The organism is Microscilla marina ATCC 23134 (assembly GCF_000169175.1).
GTDB lineage: Bacteria > Bacteroidota > Bacteroidia > Cytophagales > Microscillaceae > Microscilla > Microscilla marina.
The window spans coordinates 45,315-67,093 of record NZ_AAWS01000009.1; the positions used below are offsets into that span (position 1 = coordinate 45,315).

A 21,779-nucleotide genomic window follows, 5' to 3' on the forward strand; every position below is an offset into this window, starting at 1 on the left:
AAAGTGAACATTTAACCTGTTCATAATCAAGACTCAACGATTTCTGTACCAAAGATAGTTTTCGAAAGCTGCAAATTTACAAGTTTATCAGGCAAATAGTAAAAAATGAAGGTTATTTTGTGTATTCGAAATTACCTTCATTGGTGACAATGGTCAATTGAGGGGTAGGACTAGGCTCTACTCTTCCTATAATTTGTGCGTCTACTTCAAATGAATGGGCTATTTTGATAATAGCATTGGCAGTAGCTTCATCTGTATATAACTCCATACGATGCCCCATATTAAACACCTTATACATCTCTTTCCATGGGGTGTTGCTTTCTTCACGAATGATTTGGAACAATGCCGGGGTTTCAAACAGGTTGTCTTTGATAATATGGTATTGGTCAATAAAGTGTAAAATCTTGGTTTGTCCACCACCGCTACAGTGTACCATTCCATCTATTTTGGTACGGTGTTCTGCAAATACTGCCTGCATAATGGGGGCATAAGTACGAGTGGGAGAAAGTACAAGTTTGCCTATATCTAAGGTAGACAGTTGATCGTGGGCAAAACTGTTATTGTTTGCTTGATGAAACTGTGCAGGAATAGCATCATTTAGGTTGTATTGTCCTATGTATACCAAATTGTCGGCAATGGCATTGTCAAAACTTTCAGGGTATTTACTTGCCAGAACGTGGTTAAATACATCGTGACGAGCCGAAGTAAGTCCATTGCTACCCATGCCTCCATTATACACCGACTCATAAGTAGCTTTACCAAACGAAGCAAGCCCTACAATGACGTTACCCGGTTTTATACGGTCATTGTTAATTACATCCGCCCGACGCATACGTGCCGTTACACAACTATCAACGATGATAGTGCGCACCAAATCGCCCACATCAGCTGTTTCACCACCAGTACTATACGCCATCAAGCCGTGTTCACGCAAGAGGGCTAAAAACTCTTCAGTACCATTGATAATTTCTGCAATTACTTCACCAGGTACCAGGTTTTTGTTACGACCAATAGTAGAGGATACTAAAATATCCTGAGTGGCGCCTACACATAACAAATCATCTATATTCATGACCAATGCATCCTGTGCAATGCCTTTCCATACCGATAAGTCACCCGTTTCGCGCCAGTAGAGGTAGGCAAGCGATGATTTAGTCCCTGCCCCATCAGCGTGCATAATGTTACAAAAAGCCTCATCTCTTCCAATAATATCAGGAATGATTTTACAAAAAGCCTTTGGGTACAAACCCTTATCTATATTTTTGATGGCGTTGTGCACATCTTCTTTAGAGGCCGAAACCCCTCTTTGGTCGTATCTCATAATAAATTTAATGATGCTAATGATGAACTTTACGAAAACAGTGGCAAGTTCGGGACTTTAGCACACAAAAAAAAATGCTGATGAACCACCTTGTGCTCATCAGCATTATAAATTTTCAGAATATTCACTCGATTTTATTCGCTCATTATACCAAGTACTTTGACGGTAGTACGACGGTTTGCCTGGTGTTCTTCTTCGGTTTTGGCTTCTTTTATTTTTAAGTCAGTCTCTCCATAACCTTTAGCTTTGATACGGTCAGGATCAATCCCTTTTGAGATTAAATAATCTACCGCTGACTTAGCGCGTTTCTGCGAAAGGATCAGGTTGTTTTGATCTGTACCCCTGGCATCAGTATGAGAGCCTAGTTCTACAATAAGTTTTGGGTTGTTTTTCAAGAAAGTAAGTACTCGCTCGTCTAACTCTTTGGCTGCATCCGGGCGAATTTCCCAACGGGCAAAATCATAAAAGATAATGGCCTCAAACTCATAACCCAATACTGGCTTAAGGTACACAGTGGTTTGTAAATGAATATCGTTGACAGCTTTTTTGTATTTGGGATCATCCTGGTCAGCTTCACGTCCCAACATACTATACTCTTCCTCGTTGGTAATGTATTGTACCTTGCTTACATTATTGCCAGCTTTAATTACATAATCAGTTTTTACTTTTACTGGAAACTCCTTGACGTGTCCTTTGGCATCTGCTGTAAAGATATGGATTGGCTTGCTCCCTTTTTTTATGCTGGCAATGGTACCTTCATATACTTCTACTTTAGAGCCTGGCAATGGAATATCTTCCTGAGTTACAGTATCTTCTACAGCTACATCAATGGCAAGAAAATAATTGAATGTTTTAGTTTTAGGAGTTTGGTCTAAGAAATGATAAATATCATCTCCACCTTTGCCACCTTCACGGTCAGACGAAAAATAACCGGTAGAGTCAGTATTGTAAATAATACCAAAATCATCGGCAGGGGAGTTAAAGGGTACTCCCATATTTTTCACCTCAACTTTACCGTTTCGGCGAGTGGCAACAAACAGGTCTAGTCCCCCTAAACCCCAATGCCCGGTAGACGAAAAATAAAGCTTACCTTTGTTATCTACATAAGGAAACTTTTCGCTGTGATTAGTGTTAATTTGTCTGCCCACATTCCGGACTCCATAAGCCCTTCCCGAGGATGTTAAGTTGGCTACCCAGATGTCATTTCCACCAGCACCTCCTTTGCGGTCAGACGAAAAATACAAACGTTTGCCATCAGGTGAGATAGAGGGGCAAGCATCCCAGGCTTTGTCTGAACTAATTTCAAGCAATTCAGCTTCTCCCCAAGTGCCATCTGCCTGACGGCGTGAAATAAACAAATCAGTGGTTCGTCTGCCTTTTTTCTTGTTGCCACTTCGGGCAAAAATCATAAACGAGCCATTACGGGCAAAAGTAGGCGATGCATCGTGTTCGGTTTCGTGGTGAATGTCATCTTCATATAGCTTTGCTTCACCAGTAAATTTGGTAGGATGGTTAAAGTCGTGGGCGTAAATACCTAAGTAAGCAGCCCCATTGCCTTTGAATACAGTCTCTTTTCTGGCTGAGGTAAATACCATTTTACCTTTATGGATCATTGGAGAAAATTCAGCACTTTTAGTGTTGAGCCCCTCACAATTAGTAACGGTATAATGGTGCTCTTCTTTTACCATACTTTCGAGCTTTTCCAGGTTTTTTATCTCTGTACGGGCTTTTTTTCTCAGCTTATAGTTTTTGCCTGTTTTGGCATATTTTTCATACAATACATGCGCTTCTTTGTACTTACCCATAAACTTAAGGCATTCAGCATAATGAAAGCGTGCTTCATCTTCGCGTGAGCGAGCCTCTATAGCTTTTTGGTAAAAAGGGAGTGCTTTACGCATTTGGTTTGACATACGGTAAGACTCAGCAATATAAAAATGTGTTTCTTTCTTGGGGTGTCCTGAGGCTTCAGCTTTTTCAAAATATTTGATGGCTTCGTGGTATTCATGAAGATCATATTTTTTTTTGCCAAGCTTAAAGTTAGAACTACAGCTCGTCACAAAGCCTAATGAGGCTAACAGGCACCCCATTACAATTATTTTGTGCTTGATCTTGTTCATAGTATTATTTTGATTTGGGCAAAATTTATAAATAATTTAATATTTACTTTTCTAAGGAATGCTTCCAAAATAAATTTACATTCTTAACCTCATCTTTTGTTGCTATACTTTGTTAAAAAATAGCCGAATAGCGCTGCTATTAGCCGACCATCCCTCAAGCTCGCTCAATATCCACTGGATATTGCCGTGCAGCGTCTAGCTTCAAAATATTTTGTAAACTATAGAAATTTATTTTTTCACCATTCCTAAGAGTCTAGAGTAGTAGTAAAACCACTATTTTTTCTCTTATGTTTTGTGGTGGTTCTGAAAATACATTACGTAGCTTTTGCCTTATAGGGGCACCAAGCCAGTAAATTTCTTAGGCAAAGTTATTGAAATTCGTAAAATGAACACTCATAAAGCATTATTTTACTTTCCTAATTTTTTGACCTTTCCAAGAGTTTTGCTCTGAAGGTAAGTAGGCTTCTAAACAATTTTACTCCTTATGGGGCAGTTTGTATGAGCCTTCTACATTGTACCAAACTCCTTTTCTAAAGCAATAGTTATTTTTGAATTGTCCATCCAATGCTTTATTTCCCAGAGAGTCATTAAAAGATATACATTAGGTGTAGGAACATTGGTTTTGCTTTAAAAAAGTGGCTGTATAATTTCTCTGGACACCCTTAAGGCAGGACAAAAGAGTAGGCTTCCCTAATATAAAAAATATTGAGCAAAAGATGTATATTGTTAGAGTAAACAATCTGCTTTTATTTAAACCCATAAACCTCATGAAGAAGGTCAACTTATTACCAATTACTTTACTTTTTATTATACTTTATGCGACGGCTTGTACCTCTGGACCGTCGTCTCAAGAAACTAAAAACACCACCAACAATAGCCCTGGTGTATCTAAAGTACAAAAACCAGATAGTTTGACTCAAGTGTATAACCTAGGAAAAAGACTGTATAATAATAGTTGTTTGCCATGTCATACTACCAGTAGTGAACGCACAGTAGGACCTGGCTTAAAAGGTATATTTGAAAGGCGCAGTGTAGATTGGGTGATGCGTTGGATTCATAATTCGCAAAAAATGATTGCCGATGGTGACCCTTATGCTGTGAAATTGTACAATGAATATAACAAAACTGCCATGCAAAGCTTCAGTTACAAGGGCAAAGACATGCATGCCCTGTTGTTCTATATAGCCAATGTAAACCGAGGTGATAAGCCCTACATTTCTTTAGATAAATTGCCCAGGATAAAAGATTAAACCTGTGGCATTATTCACGCAAAAGGTTGTTTACTTATTCAACCTTCTTATAATAATGAACTCAGTTTTTCCGCTTAAATACCTGTTGTTGGGGGTAAAGTGGAATATTTGATAAGTTATGATGCAAACTTACAGGGTGGCTTGTTCAACCTTGGTAGTATTTATACCACTGGTTTTTATGCATCAATTTGCTTTATTTTATACGTAAATCTATACCACTCCAAAGCTTGCTGGTACACAAGTGCATCATTGGGGAAGCATTACCTTTTTGTTACTTTTTGAAAGCTTTACTGATGTTTGTCATGGGGTTGCTATAGGCTTGTTTTTATATGAGTGTGAATATTTGTACCGCTTTTAAAGTACTTTATATGTGTAACTTAGACTTAGCCATCGAAGCCAATTTAAAAAAACTTCAACAACAGTTAGCTGCCTTGATTCAGTTTTATGAGCAAGATTTAGATTACCAACAAATGGTTTATGAGTTTTGGAATGCTAAAGATATCTTGGGGCATCTTACTTTTTGGCATGAAAGCTTTGCCCGAAATATTGCAGACTTGGGTGAGGGTAGAAAACCTAACCCCCTCAAAGGTAAGCTTTCAGAAGTAAACAAGCAAAGTGTCGAGACAACGGCTTCGAGCCCAATAGAAGCTTTGATTGATAGACTCAAAAAAGCACAGACAATCATTGAACAATATATTTATAATACAGCGATTGGCATTATTCCTTACAAGAAAGGTTCAAGAGGGTACTCAAGGCAAGAACATTTGGAAATTGTAGTAGCTCATATCAAAAGGCATTTAAAAGATTTGAATAAAAGGTATTCTTAATTTTGGGGTAAGAAAATAGGAGAACCCCATGTTTGATAAACCCAGCATTGGTTTAGATAAACTAGCCAAGGTAAAAGATTAAACTTATGGTACCATTCACGCAAAAGATTGTCCGCTTATTTAACCTTCTTATAATAACGATCTTGGCTTTATTATGTGCTTTAATCATACTCATATTTAAGGTGCAAACTGAGCCTTTGCCAGGTTGTGCTACACAAGACAAACTAGCAACATATCCTCCCAATTGTATACCTACTCCTACTTTTACAAATAGCGAACAAGCATTGTTTACTCAGGGAAAAGTTTTGTTTAATAACAACTGTGAACCCTGCCATAACCCCGGAGCTGTTGTAATAGTAGGCCCTGGTTTAAAAGGTATACTAGATAGGCGTTCAATAGACTGGCTTGCTTCTTGGGTACAAAACTCGCAAAAAGTAATTGCCAGTGGCGATCTTTATGCGGTAAAACTATATAACAAATATGGTAAAACTACCATGCAAAGTTTTGGTCTCACGACTAGCGAAATCAAAGCAGTTTTATTTTATGTAGGCAACTATGGTAGTAAGGAAGTAGTATGTATAGATTCGTTGTCTACATCGGAAAATACAAGAGATTAAAACTAAATCGTATGATCCCATTTATCGAAAAACTCTCCCAAATTTTTACCCTGATAGCCCTTTCAGTGGCGGGTTTAATAGTGACCTTAGTTAATGTAGATGTAAAAGAAACAGCACCAAGCAGGGGGTGTGGAACGGTGTCAGAGTATAGTTACCAAGATACTGTGCAGCTTTCAGGAACTGTTAGTGTAGGCAAAACCTTGTTTTATAATAACTGTATGCAATGCCATAGTGCTGGCGCTGATGTAATAGTAGGTCCTGGCTTAAAAGGTATACTAGATAGGCGTTCAATAGACTGGCTCATTCCTTGGGTACAAAACTCGCAAAAAGTAATTGCCAGTGGCGATCCTTATGCGATAAAACTGTATAACAAATATGGTAAAACCACCATGCAAAGCTTTGATCTCACAGCTGATGAAATCAAAGCAATTTTTGCGTATGTACAAAGCTACAAGCAAGCAGTCTATTACTTGTCTGAAGTAGTAGTGTGTCAATAGTGGTTAATGAACCGTTTGATCTCACCAAAGAAAAATCTCCAAAAATCTCCAAAATACAATGCTGACATATAACTTTGTGTTGTTAAAATGATCACTTACCAAAAAACGAAAGAAATGAAAGCATACGTTTTTCCGGGACAGGGTGCCCAATTTGTAGGAATGGGAAAAGACCTGTACGAAGGATCAGAAAAAGGGAAAGAATTGTTTGAGAAAGCCAACGAAATATTAGGTTTCCGCATTACTGATATTATGTTTGAAGGAACTGAGGAGGAGCTTAAACAAACCAAAGTTACCCAGCCTGCCATCTTTTTACATTCAGTAATTTTGGCACTTACCTCAGATGATTTTGCCCCCGATATGGTGGCTGGTCACTCTTTGGGAGAGTTTTCAGCTTTGGTAGCCAACAAGACATTAGCTTTCGAGGATGCGCTTAAGCTGGTATCACAGCGTGCTTTGGCTATGCAAAAAGCTTGTGAGGCAAACCCATCTACGATGGCAGCAGTGCTGGGGTTAGAGGATGAGGTGGTAGAAAAAGTGTGCGAAGCTATCAATGAGGTAGTAGTAGCAGCTAACTATAACTGCCCAGGTCAACTGGTGATTTCGGGGAGCAATGCGGGAGTAGAACAAGCCATGGAAAAACTGAAAGAAGCAGGAGCCAAGCGTGTATTGCCTTTGGCAGTAGGGGGAGCGTTCCACTCGCCTTTGATGGAACCCGCTCGTGAAGAATTGGCCAAAGCTATAGAAGAAACCAATTTTAGTGAGCCTATATGCCCTGTATATCAAAATGTAAATGCTGCCCCAGCAAACGATGTGGCAACCATTAAGGCTAATTTGATTGCTCAACTAACGTCACCAGTTCGTTGGACTCAAACCGTGAAAAATATGATTATCGATGGTGCTACTTCTTTCACCGAAGTAGGTCCAGGCAAAGTACTGCAAGGTTTGGTAAAAAAGGTAGAGCGTAAAATGGAAGTGGCACAACTATAATTTATCAGAAAAAATACAAAAAATGGGCAGTCGATAAGTATCAACTGCCCATTTTTATTGTCTTTTATTTGCCCAATGATGGGCAAGTAGTTAAGCAAAATACTTCAAGCGAATTACTTCTTTTTCGCTCAGGTATCTCCAATCACCACGGTCAATATTTTTCTTGTTCAAACCTGCATACATGGTACGGTCAAGTTTGACTACTTCATAGTCCAAGTGGTTAAAAATACGGCGTACAATGCGATTTCGTCCAATGTGAATTTCTACACCAACCAATGTTCTTTCAGGGTTGAGTATCGCTATTTCATCTACAGCAGCGTAGCCATCTTCCAGAATTACCCCTTCAGCAATTGAGTCCAAGTCTTCATCTTTCAATGGTTTATCCAGTTCTACCTGATATACCTTCTTAACATCGTGTGAAGGGTGTGATAACTTTTTAGCTACTTCACCATCATTGGTAAACAGCAGTAAACCAGTTGTGTTACGGTCTAGACGTCCTACAGGATAGATTCGCTCATCACAAGAGTTTTTAATCAAATCCATCACGGTCTTTCTATCTTGCGGGTCATTGGTGGTAGTAATAAAGTCTTTAGGTTTATTGAGCAATACATACACAAACTTTTCACGCTTCAATAACCGCTTGCCATACTTTACAGTGTCAGTAGGGCTTACCTGAAATCCCATTTCGGTAATTACCTTGCCGTTTACACTGATCATTCCCATCTCTATGAGCTTGTCTGCTTCACGGCGAGAACAAACTCCTGAGTTAGAAATAAATCGGTTGAGGCGCATTTTTTCTGGTTCATTATGTCTTTGAGTACGTTCTTTGCCACGGTTACCTTCACGGTCTTGGTGTTTATTCGCCTTACTTCCAGGTTTTTGCAGGTCATAATTAGGAGGGCCAGACTGTTTTCTGTCCGAATTGCGTTTTTGGAAAGGTTGTTTAAACTTGTTGGGTCTTCGGTGGTCTTTTGGCCCATTTTTTCTATCAGCACCATTATCTCTATCTCTGTCTCGGTTTCTACTATCTTTATTATTAAACTTAGCGTCTTTATTGAATTTAGGCTTTCGGGAAGTATTGTTTGATTTGAATTTAGGGTTGGGGTTATCTTCTTGGTTTCTGTTTCTTCGGTTATCTGGTTTTCTGTCCCTTTTATCTTTTTTGCTAAAAAAAACCTTCTTTTTATCTATATTTTTGTGTTTAGACTGACCATTGCTGTTTTTTCCTGAGGTATTTCTTACCTCATCGTTTCTTTTCTTATTCATTGTTTATGCAATCTATGTATATGTTAAAATTATATATTGAAAATGTTGAAAGCCCTTGCTGAAATCCTGATTTATGTGTGTTTTTTGAATCAACCTTTAATTAAAAAACACGGGCTACTCAACGGGCAGCTTTGGCTTACGAGCCTTCTGCCGGAATATTCTCATTGGCTTGTGGAGCTTTACTTTCATCCACCTTCAAGTCTTTGGGTAATGGTAAATCACTCAGGCTATTGATGCCAAAATATTCCATAAACTTTTTGCTTGTTCCATAAAGAATGGGGCGACCTGCGGTCTCTGCTTTTCCTTTGATTGCGACCAGTTCTTTTTCTAAAAGTTTCTGAATGGTATAGTCGCAACTCACTCCTCTTATTTGTTCTAACTGCCCCTTGGTAATAGGTTGTTTGTATGCAATGATTGCCAGTGTTTCTAATGCTGCTTTTGATAATCTTTTTTTTGAGTTTTGTTTTAATAAAACAGCAATACTTGGTTGAAACTCAGGTTTAGTTAAGAATTGGTAACCCTCTGACATTTGACAAATTTGAAAAGCAAAGTTACCATCTTCATATTTTTCAGTAAGTACTTCAATCGTCTGCAATACCTCCTCTTCGGGTATTACAGTATCAAACAGTTCTGAAAGGCAACTTTGCAATTCATCTATACTAATAGGTTCAGAGGCACAAAAAATAAGTGCCTCTACGTGATTTTGTAAAAGTCTCAATTATTTTTGTCTTGATAATTTAGCCTCAATAGAGTGCTGAGTATGAGGTACTGCTCTCAACCTTGCTTTTTGAATAAGTTTCCCTGTATCTATACATACGCCATAAGTACCATTTTTAATTCTAATGGCAGCACGTTCGAGCTGTTGAATAAACTTTTGTAAGCGGGCAGCCATCTGATTGAGGTTTTCTCGCTCAGCGGTTCCAGCGCCATCTTCCAGCAGTTTTGAGTTGCCAATAGTATTGTCTATTCCTTCATCATTTCTTTTGCTCAAAGATTCTTTGATATAATCAAGTTCTTTTCTTGCCTCAGTTAATTTTTTCTGGATTAATTCATCAAATTCACGTAGTTCCTCCTCAGAGTATCTCGTCTTTTCCTCCTTGTTTTCCATATATTTTAGGTTTATGTATATATTGATATATTGGTATAAAATTTAACGTTAAAAGGTTTCGTAAGTTATAATTTATGTTGGGTAAACAGTAGAAACAAACCAGATAAATATTCAAAAAAGGTGTTGTAAATGCTTAAAAGCACATTGTTTCCTACGCAAATATTATAAGTTTTACAAAAGTACGCAGAAACCAAATAAAAGAAAAAATATTTTTTATCCACAAAGTACTACTTAACAATTATTTAGTATTAAATACGGGGTAGGTTGTTGGGTGTTTTTGCCATTCAGCCACTTTAGGTTTGAGTACTCCTGAAGGGTTCTTATGGGCTTTGGAGCGCATTATTTTGGGAAACAAATATAGATTCTATAAATTTGTTCAGTATATGATTACATATATAAACTAACTTCTTTTACACACGTAAACCTAAGATGCAAATAAAAACAATAAACGAAGAGCAATTTCATATCATTGAAATTTATGGCGATGTAGACGCATCATCTTCCATTACCTTAGACAAATCCATAGAAGAAGCAATAACTAATGGCAAAAAGAATATTTTGGTAGATTGTGCCAACCTCAATTATATATCATCTGCCGGTTTGGGAGTGTTTATGTCTCACATAGAAGAGTTCAAAGAAAAAGAAATATTCTTTACACTTTTTGGGCTTAGTTCAAAAGTTAAAAATGTATTTGAGATATTAGGTTTAGATCAGTTATTGCAAATAGTTGACTCTAAACAAGAGGCTAAAGATATAAAATAGACTATATGTAAAACCGATGTTGTTGTTCTTTAAGTAATCCTACAAAAATAATCTATTTCTGGTGCATAACTTCTGATTGGGGGACTTCTTCAAAAAACCGAGGCTACAGCTGCGCTGTGCCGAGCTCTGCGAAGCTAATAATTCCATAGCTAAAGGTTAAGCAAATATTTTGCATTGTTCACTCACGAGGTGTTTTGTTCTCCTGAAGCACTTTATTTTACAGATTCTTAAGCAAACACTCTGGTGTTGTTAATTGTTGCATTTTCATAACCCTTGGTAAAATGGTTCATTACTATAAAGTAAATTGTGTAAGAGATAATTTACGGCTTATAAGAGAGTTTGTCACAGTAGTACTGCGCAATTTATCTTTGTCAGAAATAGAGGTGAATCAATTAGTATTGGCTGTTGATGAAATTTGTTCCAACCTTATTATTTACTCACATAACTGTAATCCTGATTATTTTTTAGAGATTAATATAGAAGATCAAGCAGGTAAAATCTTGTTTGAGATTATAGATCAGGATGCTAATTTTTTTGATATTTCAGAATACCAAGAACCCAAAATTTCAAATATTATCAAAGAAAGGCGTAAAGGTGGGGTAGGGCTTATGTTAGTAAATCGAATTATGGATACAGTAGAAGTGTCAGTAGAAGACCACCAAAATATATGGCGCATGACCAAAAAAATAGCCAAGAAATAACTTAATTACTCCATCAAACCATTCTTTTCGCTTTTATTTTCACCAAGTTTTGCCCTTCATTTTGTTTCAAAACTTAACTTTGACACTCTATTCAATTGTTAAACTATTTATTACCTGTTGGTTTCGAGTCTTTTTTCGCAAAAAATCCGTAAAATTGTGATGATTTTTGCCAACATACCAAAAGCTAATATTTCATTATGTTTAAAAATAGTGTTTGTACCAAAGCAGGATTGTATGTTTTAGGTTTGTGTGTAGCTTTGGTGAGCTGTACAACTACAAAGAAAACAACAAGTAGTAAGTCGAAAGTAATTGCCACCCTGGGAGCTAATCCTATTTATCTATCCGATTTTAAATATACCTACGAGAAAAGCCTCAAAAACAAGGACAGTGCTTATACACGCAGTAGTGTATCCAGTTATCTTGACTTATATATTAAGTTTAAACTTAAAATTTTGGCAGCTCAAAAAAAAGGGATAGATACTACCGATGCTTTTAACAATGAACTGAGTACCTATAAAGAGCAACTTGCCAAGCCTTACCTTACTGATAAAGCCAAAGTAGAGGAGTTGGTAAGAGAAGCCTATGATCGTTTAAAAGAAGAGGTAAGAGTCTCTCATATTTTGGTAAAAGTAGATAAGGAAGCCGAGCCACAAGATACCGTCGTTGCTTACAACAAAATTTTGGAGTTGCGTAAAACCGTGCTCAATGGCAAAAGCTTTGAACAAGTAGCAAGCACTCACTCACAAAGCCCCTCTGCCAAACAAGGTGGTAATATAGGTTATTTTACTGCATTACAGATGGTCTACCCATTTGAGAATGCTTCTTATCAAACACAGGTGGGGTCTATTTCAGATTTATTGCGTACCAAATTTGGTTACCATTTTCTAAAAGTAACCGACAGGCGTAAAGCCAGTGGCAAGATCCAAACTGCCCATATTATGATTATGCAACCTGCCAAAGCCAATGCTAAAGACTCTATTGAGGCCAAGCGTAAAATTGATAAAATTTATGAAAGACTCAAAGCCGGAGAAGACTGGGACAAATTGTGTCGTCAATTTTCTGAAGATCAACCTTCTAAGAACAAAGGAGGTGTGCTGCCAGAGTTTGGGGTGGGTGAGGCAATTCCTGAGTTTGAGCAAGCTTCTTTTCAATTAAAGGAAGTAGGCGATTTTTCAAAGCCTGTGTATACTCCATACAGTGGTTGGCATATCATCAAATTGATGAAAAAGCGGACCTTGGATACATTTACCGAAGTGGAGCCATTTATCAGGCAAAAAGTTGCCAAAGACTCTCGCCTTAAGGTAACTCATCGGTCATTTATCGCCAAACTAAAAAAAATCAACAACTTTAGGTTGAACCCTAAAGTCGCTAACAAGGCTATAGCTAAGGCTGGTACTACATTACTCAAGGGTGTTTGGAAGTATAGTCCTACCCACAATGGTTTGAAAGAAGGGCTTATATCGTTTGAAGATAAAGTATTGAAAATTAAGAAAACCTATACTGTCAAAGATTTTTTTGACTATGTAGTGTTAAAACAGGTTCCTAAAAGTAATATTGCGACCCCTACACATTATATGCGTTTGTTACTGGACAACTATGTAGATTATAGTGCACTGGATTTTGAGCGTAATAACTTGAATGCAAAATACAAGGATTACCGAATGTTAGTAAAAGAGTATAAAGAGGGAATGATGTTGTTTCAGATGATGAACGACAAAGTGTGGAACAAGGCTATTATGGATACTGCTGGGGCAAGAAAGTTTTTTGAAGCAAATCGTGAAAAATATCGTTGGGGTAAGCGAGCTAATGCTACCATATACAGCGTAGCCAATGCTCAGATAATGACTCAATTAAAAACGCGTTTGGTTCAACCCAGTTATCTTGTGAGTAAAGTAAAAGTAAATAATGTATATTTTGACAAAGAGCAAAAAGTGTTAGATCAAAATGCTCAGCGTACCTTGTTGTCAGTGGCAAATCTCCTGAAGAAAAACCGTCATTATAAGCTGGAACTTTCGGGTCATATTGACCCAGCTGAACCGGTTGGTTTATCATCTCAACGTTTGCAAAATACTTTGGACTTTTTACTGAGACAGCGAATCGGTGTTGACCGTATTACTACTAAAGATTATAAAAACTCGAAGCCGGTGTCTATCAAAGACCGACGACGAAACCGAAGAATTGAATTTGCTTTTTATTCATCTCAAAAGAAAGATTTAGTCAATGAATTAAATCTTACCAACCCGTTAAATGTAAAAGTTAACCAAGGGGTATACGAAAAAGGCGAAAACGATTTTGTAGATAAAATTGCCTGGGAGAAAGGGAAAACAGAGTTACAAGATAAAGATCGCTTGGTACTAGTAGTCATTGAGGATGTGTTACAACCTCGTTTGAAAACTTATAAAGAAACTCGCGGAAAGGTTATTGCTAATTATCAAACTTACCTTGAAAAAGAATGGCTGGAGAGTCTCAAGAAAGAATACCCAGTGCAGGTAAATCAAGAAGTGATAGATCAATTGGTAAGTAAAAAATAAGAGGAATGAAAACAATATTTTGGGACTTGGTTTGTAGTGTCAATAGTAGGAGCGTATTCCTTTTCTTGTTGACCTCGGTTTGCTTATCTGCATGTAGCCTTTGGCAGGGCGATAGTGGTGCTGGAAGTGGGAAAACTGGGAAGTCAAAAAAAATTGCTCAAGTGGGGGCCTCTATACTATATGCTGACGACCTTCAGGGGGTGATACACCCTGGAATGCTTGCTAAGGACAGCGCCAGGCTAGCGAGAGAATATATTGATGCTTGGGTTAAACGTGAAGTAGTGTTAGAGGAAGCCCGTAATCAGAAAAAAATAGACAAAGACGAAATAAAACAAAAGGTAAAAAAATTTAAAGATAACTTGTTGAGGTATGTGCTTGAAGAGCGACATGTAAATAATAACCTTGATACTTTAGTGAAAGATAGTGAGGTGAAGGCTTATTATGAAGCCAATAAAGGGAACTTTGTACTCAAACAGCATATTATCAAAGGTATACTAATTAAAATTCCTTTGGCGAGCACTGGCAGGGATTCTTCGTCAAGTTTAAAAGTAGGTAAACTACTAATGAGTACAAATGCCAATCGAAAAAAAACTCTTAGAGATTTTTGTGTAAAATCAGCTGAGTTTTATCATATAGAAGATAGTACTTGGGTAGGGTTTGATGACCTTATCAATAATACACCATTTAATGGAGTAAATGATAAAGCCGCCTTACTAAAGCAAAGTAAGTTTCAGTATTCACGCAAACAAGATAAAAAGTATGTGTATTATCTTAAAGTGCGTGATTTTAAATTAGTCAATCAAGAGACTCCTTATGAGTTTGCCAAACCACACATTGTTGAATTAATTTTGCAGAAAAGAAAGGTTGAGTTGATTCAAAAAATGGAAGAAGACATCCTTAAAAAGGCACGAAAGTCTAAAAAAATTAAAATTTATTAAATGCAGCAAAATATCATGCAAAAGTTGATTTTTAAATCGTACATAAAAGTCTTGTTACTATGCCTTGCCATAGGTTTCTCTTCTATGAGTATGGCACAGGGTGGTGGACAGCTTGTCGATAAAATTATAGCGAAAGTAAATAATAACATTATACTAGAGTCAGATTTACAGCAAAGGTATCTTGAGATCATTTCCCAAAGTCAGACAACAGCCCCTGAAAAAGACTTGAAGTGTAAAATTTTGGAAGAAATGATCATTCAAAAGCTTCTGGTAGCCAAGGCTGAGATTGATTCAGTCATTGTAAGTGACATAGAGGTAAACTTGCAGCTTGATAGAAGAATTGATTATATGCTGAAGAGTGTAGGGGGAGAAAAGCAACAGTTGGAAAAACTCTATGGTAAAACAATGGATCAAATTAAAGAAGATATCCGTGATATTTTGAAAGAACAAATGACGGTATCAAAGATGAATGGAGAGATTACCTCTACCGTGAAAATTACCCCAAAGGAGGTAAGGCAATATTTTGATTCAATTCCTAAAGATAGTCTACCTTACTTTTCGGACGAAGTAGAGGTAGGGCATATTGTGAAAATACCGGAGCCTACCAAAGAGCAAAAACAGAAAATCAGACAAAAACTCGAAAAAATCAGAGGACGTCTAATGAAGGGCGAAGATTTTGCTCAACTTGCGCAAGAATTTTCTCAAGATTATGTAAGTGCCAAGCAAGGGGGGAACCTAGGATGGCAAACCAGAGGGGTTTTTGTCCCAAAATTTGAGGCTGCAGTGTTTCGCTTGAAAAAGAATGAAATTTCAAAGGTGATAGAAACTCAGCTAGGTTTTCATGTGATACAGCTGCTGGAGCGCCGAGGAAATGAGTTCAATACCCGTCATATTTTCTTAAAACCAGACTACTCGTTGGTAGATGTAGGAGAAGCCAGCCATTTTTTAGATAGTGTTCGTACCCGTATTTTAAAAGATAGTTTGAAGTTTGAAGTAGCAGCTAAAAATTTTTCGGATGATAAAATAACCGCTGGGAACGGAGGCATGTTGACTAGTCAGGCTACCGGAGCCAGTATGATTGCTACCAATGATTTGGATTCGTACTTGTTTTTGACCTTAGATACAATGAAGGTAGGTACGGTTACTCCTCCTCAGTCTTATCGTACTGATGACGGAAAAACGGCCGTCAGAATAATTTATTTCAAGAAAAAAATATCTGGGCATATGGCTGCCCTTTCTAAAGATTACCAAAAAATTTATAATGCTGCGCTTAATGATAAAAAAGCACGGGCAATTAATAAATGGTTTAATAAGGTAAAAGGTGAAATGTTTATCAAAATTGATAAAGCTTACAAAGACTGTAAAGTGCTGAGTAGTAATTGATCCTGTCTTGCTAGAGACCTTGTTTAATACAATGCCTATAGTCAGAGTTGTTTCTGATTATGGGCATTGTCTGTTTTTATAGAATGGCACGTTGATAAGTACACAAAATAGTTGTTTGTATGGGTGTTAAATAATTGATAAACTTTAAAATAAAGCTGAAAATAATTAGCATTTATTAAGATTCTATGATTATTTTTAGAGTTAGTACATATAAACTATTGTTAAACCAACTTTGTCCAAAAGGGGCAAGACATGAACCTAAAACTACATGGAAAAATTCGCATCTGAGGTAGATGCTGCCAAAGCATTACACACTGCTTACCAAGATATTCGTAAAGAAATCTCAAAAGTAATCGTAGGGCAAGAAGAGGTAGTACACCTGTTATTAACTGCTATTTTTTGTCAGGGACACTGTTTGTTGGTAGGAGTACCAGGCTTAGCAAAGACACTATTGATTCAAACAATTGCATCAAGTCTTGAGCTTAACTTCAATCGTATTCAGTTTACGCCCGATTTAATGCCTTCAGATATTTTAGGTTCAGAAACCCTTGATCAACAGCGTAATTTTCAGTTTGTACAAGGACCAATATTTTCAAATATTATTTTGGCTGATGAGATCAACCGTACCCCTCCCAAAACTCAAGCAGCTTTGCTAGAGTCTATGCAAGAGTACTCGGTAACCATTGCTGGTAAACGCTATCAACTTGATCGTCCGTTTTTTGTGTTGGCTACCCAAAACCCCATCGAACAAGAAGGAACTTACCCGTTGCCAGAAGCGCAACTAGACCGCTTTATGTTCAATATATTTCTTGATTATCCTGATTATCAGGCAGAAGTAGATATTGTAAAACGAACCACAGTAAAAGAAAAACCAGTCGTAAATAAAGTTTTATCAGGTGAAGAAATTGTAGCATTTCAAGAGTTAGTAAGAAAAGTACCTGTACCTGATAATGTAGTAGAATATGCTGTAAGTTTGGTGCACAAAACTCGCCCAGGAACAGAAAGGGCAGCTAAAGAAGCCAACGAATACCTTGAATGGGGAGCTGGACCTCGTGCTTCGCAAAACCTGATCTTAGGTGCTAAATGTAACGCTTTACTATCAGGCAAGTATTCACCAGATATAGAAGATATCAAGGCAGTAGCTTATCCCATTTTGCGTCATAGAATTGTGCGTAATTTTAAAGCTGAAGCTGAGGGAGTAACAATAGATAACATTATTGAGAATATGCTATAGCAAATTAGTACTCCAGACCCTAAATATTTCGAAATAATAGTGCATTCACTTAGAGGGTGGAGGATTAGTGTTCAATGGCTTGTGGCTTATTTATATTACTGGATTTAGATTTAGGCTTATGAAAAGATACCAACAAAAAGCTTAAAACTGTACATAATGCCAATACACCAAAGAGTAAGAACAAAGCACTGATATGTTTGAGAGAGTATGCCAATAGAATAATACTGAGGTTGGCAAGATACATAATAAAGGAGGCTTGCCAGTGGGTGAGCCCTCCATCTACCAATATATGGTGTAAGTGTTTTCTGTCTCCCTGAAAAGGTGACTTCTTATTAAATATTCTAATGGTGAAAACCCTGAGAGTATCAAATAAAGGAATTATAAGGATACAAAAAGCAAAAACAGGGGTGAAAGAGTTAGAGTATTTTTTTTGTACTTCGGGGTGTTCTATGAAACTGATACATAGCACTACTGATATACAACCTACCAATAGTGAGCCTGTATCGCCCATAAAAATCTTATTGGCAAAGTTAAATTTTAAAAATGCCATTAAGCTACCACACAATGCCAATATAAACACAACCCAACCTGTTTCTTGTATTTGATAAAAAAAGAAAGCAAAGGTAAGGCCTACAATAATGCCTACTCCACCAGTAAGCCCATTAATTCCATCAATTAGGTTAAAAGCATTAATTATTACAATAATAGTAAATAATGAAATGCTAATACTTATCCAATAAGGCAAGGCTTGTATACCAAATAATCCATACAAACTTGTAAGGCGTATGTTAGCCTTAAATACAAGTATGCCTGCTGAAATAACTTGAGCGATAAACTTTTTACTGGGGGTTAAGGGGATAACATCGTCTTTGACTCCTGTAAAAAACAGTAAGGTCATAGCGCATAATATATAGTTGAAGCGAGGAATGGTATCAAAATCTATGAAAAAGGTGCTGGTAATGAGGGTTCCACCAAAAATAGCAATGCCACCTAGTGTTGGAATACCTGTGCTATGTGAAGTTTTGATTTCGCTTGGAAGGTCATAAAGGTGCTTTTCATCTGCCACTTTTATGATAGATGGAATGCTTAGGTAAGTAATAATTAGAGAGGTAACAAACGTTAAAAAAAGAGTCATTAATAAAGTGAAAATTTATAAATGAATGAAACCAATTACTTGAAGGTAAGGCATCTATATTGGATTGTGAAGTAATATACTTTATATATAATTAAATTTTTAGTGATGGTATAAAAAAAAATCGCATCATTATAAGGTAGTTACCATTGTAATGATACGATATTATATGATGATTGGCTAAAAGTAATCAATACTTTTAATGAGCTTTTTTTCAATCGCTTAGTAAGCATTTTTTTCTCCACGAACCATATTAAATACAGTCATAAATATGATTTTAATATCTAAGAATAATGACCAGTTCTCAACATAAAAAACATCCATTCTTACTCGATTTTTCATTGCAGACACTTCTTTTGTTTCTCCTCTGAAACCTTTGGTTTGTGCCAAGCCTGTAATGCCAGGTTTTACCAAATGACGTACCATAAACTTGTCTACTTCCTGAGAATAATATTCTGTGTGTTTGAGCATATGAGGCCTCGGACCAACTACAGACATATCTCCGAGAAAGGTATTGATAAATTGAGGTAATTCATCTATGCTCGATTTGCGAAGAAATGCTCCAAGTGGTGTAATTCTACTATCGTTTTTAGTGGCTTGTTTAGAGTCTGAGTCGTTATTTACCTTCATGGTGCGGAATTTCAAACACCAGAATTCTTTACCATCACGTCCTGTTCTTTTTTGCTTAAAAAATACAGGTCCCTTTGAATCCATTTTTATTAATATAGCTATAATGGGTATTAGCCAAGAGTGTATACAAATCATGACAAGTGATGAAAATACAATGTCAAAAATTCGTTTCGAGACCTTGCTAAAAGAATCGTTTAAAGGTTCATGTCTAAATGAAAACACATTTAAACTTCCATATTGTACCGCAAATAGTTTTTGCGCAGTTGTACTGTCTTGTGATGATGATAGTAGTTTTACTCTGACCATATTTTGATCACCAAATTTTACCAAATCCTTGACATAGCTTTTATCTATATCTGATACAGAACAGTAAATTTCATCTATATTGTTTTCTTTGACATAATTTTTAATATCACAGATTTTGCCTACTACCCCATCCCTTGCTACTTTATTGTCAAAGTACCCCATAAAACGATAACCAAACTCTGGGTGTTTGTTATATAGCTGAAGCAATGATTGTCCTGAGGAACTAATGCCTGCAATGACATAAGACCTAAAGTTGTACCCTTTAGTGCGATAACTTCGCAGAAAGTAGATAAAAGATATTCTCCAGGCAATGATTAGTGCGCCAAACAGGGCATAGGTATATACAAGGTGTAAGCGAGAAAAATATACTGCTTTGAGAAACAGTAAAATAGTAGCTATTGTGGCTATATGTAACCCTAAACCTTTGGCTATTTTTTTGACAATAGCAGCATCAGTAGCCATGCGGTTTTTTTCATGGTTGTCTAATAATACTGATACAAAAATCCAGATGATATTGAAGAATATCATCAGGAAAAAATAAGGTGTTTGAGTTAGTTTTAGGTTTGCAAATTGATATGCAAAAGCCCCTATAAAAGATAAATTTAATAAGAGTAAGTCTCCAATTAGATATAATGGGTGGAGAAACTTAGAGTATTGGTGTGTCATGGTTTTCACTCATTTTTATTCTGTATACGCAAATTTAGAACTAAAGGGCTCAATAATCCTAAATTTCCTAAGGTTGCATTTTTCTAAGAGAATATTGTGGTATGGAATATTATTTTGTCTTATGCTTATTAACAAAATGAAAAAATAATAAAGAATTAAAAAAAGCATAAAATACAGTGCCTTTTTGAGTGCTAAGCGTAGATTCTGTAAAGCTCCAAATAATGAAAATTAGTAAAAATAAGAAGTATAAATAGCTACGTCTTTCGTAAATACTGAGGTAAAAAGGAATGAGTAATGCTGATAAAAAAACAAAAAGACCTATCAGCCCATGTCGCAAAGCTTCTTCTATATACTCATTGTGGGCATTAAAAGAGTCTTTTAAGCTGCCATAATTTTGATTTACATAACAATCACCAATGTGTTTTTGAACATCGCCAGTACCCACACCAAAAAACAAAGAGTGGTTACTTTCCAAGAGTATTTTGGCGGCACACCCCCATTGAACCATTCTAAGATCAAGCGTATTATACTCAGGTTTTGCATCAAATACAGAGGTAACCTTATTATTAATGTCGTTTTTGTAGGCAAAGTATCCTGTTAGGGTTAATGATACTAACGCTAATAAAACGGTGGTGAGGTCATAATTTTTACTTAGATAGAAGTTATAAGCAAGGTAAATTACAACAAATAAAAATGATATATATAATGCTGTACGGGCTCCAATCAGAATAACAAAAGCGTAAAGGGTTAGTATGCCTGTGATTGATAATAGTTTTATAAATACGGGTATGTGTTTCCAGTCCTTGAGTAGAATATATAGAATAGAAAATATGGCAAATATATTATACATGCCTACATACACGGTACCTATAGGGGAAATGCTTTTTAAGAAAGCTGATGATTCTGGAAAAGAGGGAGCTTGGCCTAGCCAAAAAGTTTGGGTAGTAATAATAAAATAGTAAAGGGTAGTAAGAAGGCAAGATAAGGCAAAGCTGGCGACAATAATATGGATTTGTTTATTATTAAGTTTGGGTAAAACACCCAACGCAATAGGAAGTATCAAAAGAGATAGTTTGGTTTCTAATTTATATAAAGCATCATGAAAGTTGGTGGTATAAACTAAACCAATTAGTTGAATGAGATAGAGGCTAATGAATAGATAGAAAAACTGATTGTCTAACAGATTAGTAAACCTTTTCTTGAGTTTTTTTTGAAAAAAGAGACTTAGACAAAAACTGATAATTAAAATGCTATTGAGTTGTGTGTGCAAAGGAAGAGTAAAAGCAATGCATATCAAAAAAAAGTATGATATGTTAGATTGCAAGTTGTTTTTGAAAAAAAACGCTAATTTAACTTTAGTGAGTGTATTTGAAGTGATTTTTATATTCATTTTGGTATATGACACGACTTACATTTTTAATAAAATGCTGTATTAGAACGAATTGATAGGTTGAATACAAAAATGATTACAACACCTGTACTTGTAGTTAGGTAAATGAAAAACTA

General features: G+C 36.4%; 19 protein-coding genes. 11 read left to right on the forward strand and 8 right to left on the reverse strand.

Features of this window, described 5'->3' with window-relative positions; all coding sequences use genetic code 11:
* Window positions 1-112: 112 nt before the first annotated feature.
* Both M23134_RS09610 and M23134_RS09615 read right to left on the reverse strand, forming a co-directional pair.
* Window positions 113-1,321: an AIR synthase related protein gene (locus M23134_RS09610; protein WP_004155442.1), complete on the reverse strand. Its 1,209-nt coding sequence runs from the start codon at window positions 1,319-1,321 to the stop codon at window positions 113-115.
* A 134-nt stretch (window positions 1,322-1,455) separates the two neighbouring features.
* The gene (locus M23134_RS09615; protein WP_004155444.1) at window positions 1,456-3,438 is read right to left on the reverse strand and encodes an OmpA family protein; all 1,983 of its coding nucleotides are present in this window, start codon (window positions 3,436-3,438) and stop codon (window positions 1,456-1,458) included.
* A 767-nt stretch (window positions 3,439-4,205) separates the two neighbouring features.
* Between M23134_RS09615 and M23134_RS37800 the strand changes: the two genes are divergently transcribed.
* The 5 genes from M23134_RS37800 to fabD all read left to right on the forward strand — a co-directional run bounded on the left by M23134_RS37800 (window position 4,206) and on the right by fabD (window position 7,616).
* A complete protein-coding gene (locus M23134_RS37800; protein ID WP_085986335.1) occupies window positions 4,206-4,688 on the forward strand; it encodes a c-type cytochrome in 483 nt (160 codons plus the stop codon).
* A gap of 368 nt (window positions 4,689-5,056) precedes the next feature.
* Window positions 5,057-5,515 carry a hypothetical protein gene (locus M23134_RS09625; protein WP_157558419.1) on the forward strand — a complete coding sequence of 153 codons (459 nt, stop codon included), beginning with the start codon at window positions 5,057-5,059 and terminating at the stop codon, window positions 5,513-5,515.
* Between the two features lie 86 nt (window positions 5,516-5,601).
* Entirely contained in the window at window positions 5,602-6,132 is a 531-nt protein-coding gene (locus M23134_RS40470; protein WP_082226539.1) for a c-type cytochrome, read from the forward strand.
* Window positions 6,133-6,143: 11 nt separating this feature from the next.
* Window positions 6,144-6,629 carry a c-type cytochrome gene (locus M23134_RS40475; protein WP_004155469.1) on the forward strand — a complete coding sequence of 162 codons (486 nt, stop codon included), beginning with the start codon at window positions 6,144-6,146 and terminating at the stop codon, window positions 6,627-6,629.
* A gap of 114 nt (window positions 6,630-6,743) precedes the next feature.
* Window positions 6,744-7,616, forward strand: coding sequence for an ACP S-malonyltransferase (fabD, locus tag M23134_RS09640; RefSeq protein WP_045113346.1), 873 nt, complete (start codon window positions 6,744-6,746; stop codon window positions 7,614-7,616).
* Window positions 7,617-7,706: 90 nt separating this feature from the next.
* On the opposite strand, the gene M23134_RS09645 is transcribed toward fabD, so the two are convergent.
* The 3 genes from M23134_RS09645 to M23134_RS09655 all read right to left on the reverse strand — a co-directional run bounded on the left by M23134_RS09645 (window position 7,707) and on the right by M23134_RS09655 (window position 9,990).
* Complete coding sequence (locus tag M23134_RS09645; RefSeq protein WP_004155473.1) at window positions 7,707-8,882, reverse strand: pseudouridine synthase; 1,176 nt, start codon at window positions 8,880-8,882, stop codon at window positions 7,707-7,709.
* 136 nt (window positions 8,883-9,018) lie between these two features.
* Window positions 9,019-9,600 carry an SMC-Scp complex subunit ScpB gene (gene scpB, locus M23134_RS09650; RefSeq protein WP_004155476.1) on the reverse strand — a complete coding sequence of 194 codons (582 nt, stop codon included), beginning with the start codon at window positions 9,598-9,600 and terminating at the stop codon, window positions 9,019-9,021.
* On the reverse strand, window positions 9,601-9,990 hold the full coding sequence (locus M23134_RS09655; RefSeq protein ID WP_004155477.1) for a TraR/DksA family transcriptional regulator: 390 nt from the start codon (window positions 9,988-9,990) through the stop codon (window positions 9,601-9,603). It lies immediately after the preceding gene.
* Window positions 9,991-10,419: 429 nt separating this feature from the next.
* On the opposite strand from M23134_RS09655, the gene M23134_RS09660 reads away from it, so the two are divergent.
* The 6 genes from M23134_RS09660 (at window position 10,420) to M23134_RS09685 (ending at window position 17,539) form a co-directional block, all read left to right on the forward strand.
* Window positions 10,420-10,752: an STAS domain-containing protein gene (locus M23134_RS09660; protein WP_004155482.1), complete on the forward strand. Its 333-nt coding sequence runs from the start codon at window positions 10,420-10,422 to the stop codon at window positions 10,750-10,752.
* 281 nt (window positions 10,753-11,033) lie between these two features.
* The gene (locus tag M23134_RS09665) at window positions 11,034-11,453 is read left to right on the forward strand and encodes an ATP-binding protein (protein WP_004155485.1); all 420 of its coding nucleotides are present in this window, start codon (window positions 11,034-11,036) and stop codon (window positions 11,451-11,453) included.
* 197 nt (window positions 11,454-11,650) lie between these two features.
* A complete protein-coding gene (locus M23134_RS09670) occupies window positions 11,651-13,984 on the forward strand; it encodes a peptidylprolyl isomerase (protein WP_004155487.1) in 2,334 nt (777 codons plus the stop codon).
* Between the two features lie 5 nt (window positions 13,985-13,989).
* Entirely contained in the window at window positions 13,990-14,922 is a 933-nt protein-coding gene (locus tag M23134_RS09675) for a hypothetical protein (protein ID WP_045113311.1), read from the forward strand.
* Window positions 14,923-14,937: 15 nt separating this feature from the next.
* Window positions 14,938-16,305: a peptidylprolyl isomerase gene (locus M23134_RS09680; RefSeq protein WP_198145003.1), complete on the forward strand. Its 1,368-nt coding sequence runs from the start codon at window positions 14,938-14,940 to the stop codon at window positions 16,303-16,305.
* A gap of 268 nt (window positions 16,306-16,573) precedes the next feature.
* Window positions 16,574-17,539, forward strand: coding sequence for an AAA family ATPase (locus M23134_RS09685; RefSeq protein WP_004155493.1), 966 nt, complete (start codon window positions 16,574-16,576; stop codon window positions 17,537-17,539).
* Window positions 17,540-17,603: 64 nt separating this feature from the next.
* Here M23134_RS09685 and M23134_RS09690 read toward each other — a convergent pair whose 3' ends face one another.
* From M23134_RS09690 to M23134_RS09700, 3 genes are all read right to left on the reverse strand, one after another.
* Window positions 17,604-18,674 carry an MraY family glycosyltransferase gene (locus tag M23134_RS09690; protein ID WP_004155495.1) on the reverse strand — a complete coding sequence of 357 codons (1,071 nt, stop codon included), beginning with the start codon at window positions 18,672-18,674 and terminating at the stop codon, window positions 17,604-17,606.
* Window positions 18,675-18,893: 219 nt separating this feature from the next.
* Window positions 18,894-20,273, reverse strand: coding sequence for an undecaprenyl-phosphate glucose phosphotransferase (locus M23134_RS09695; RefSeq protein WP_045113312.1), 1,380 nt, complete (start codon window positions 20,271-20,273; stop codon window positions 18,894-18,896).
* Between the two features lie 109 nt (window positions 20,274-20,382).
* Window positions 20,383-21,663, reverse strand: coding sequence for an O-antigen ligase family protein (locus M23134_RS09700; protein WP_045113313.1), 1,281 nt, complete (start codon window positions 21,661-21,663; stop codon window positions 20,383-20,385).
* Window positions 21,664-21,779 lie beyond the last annotated feature (116 nt).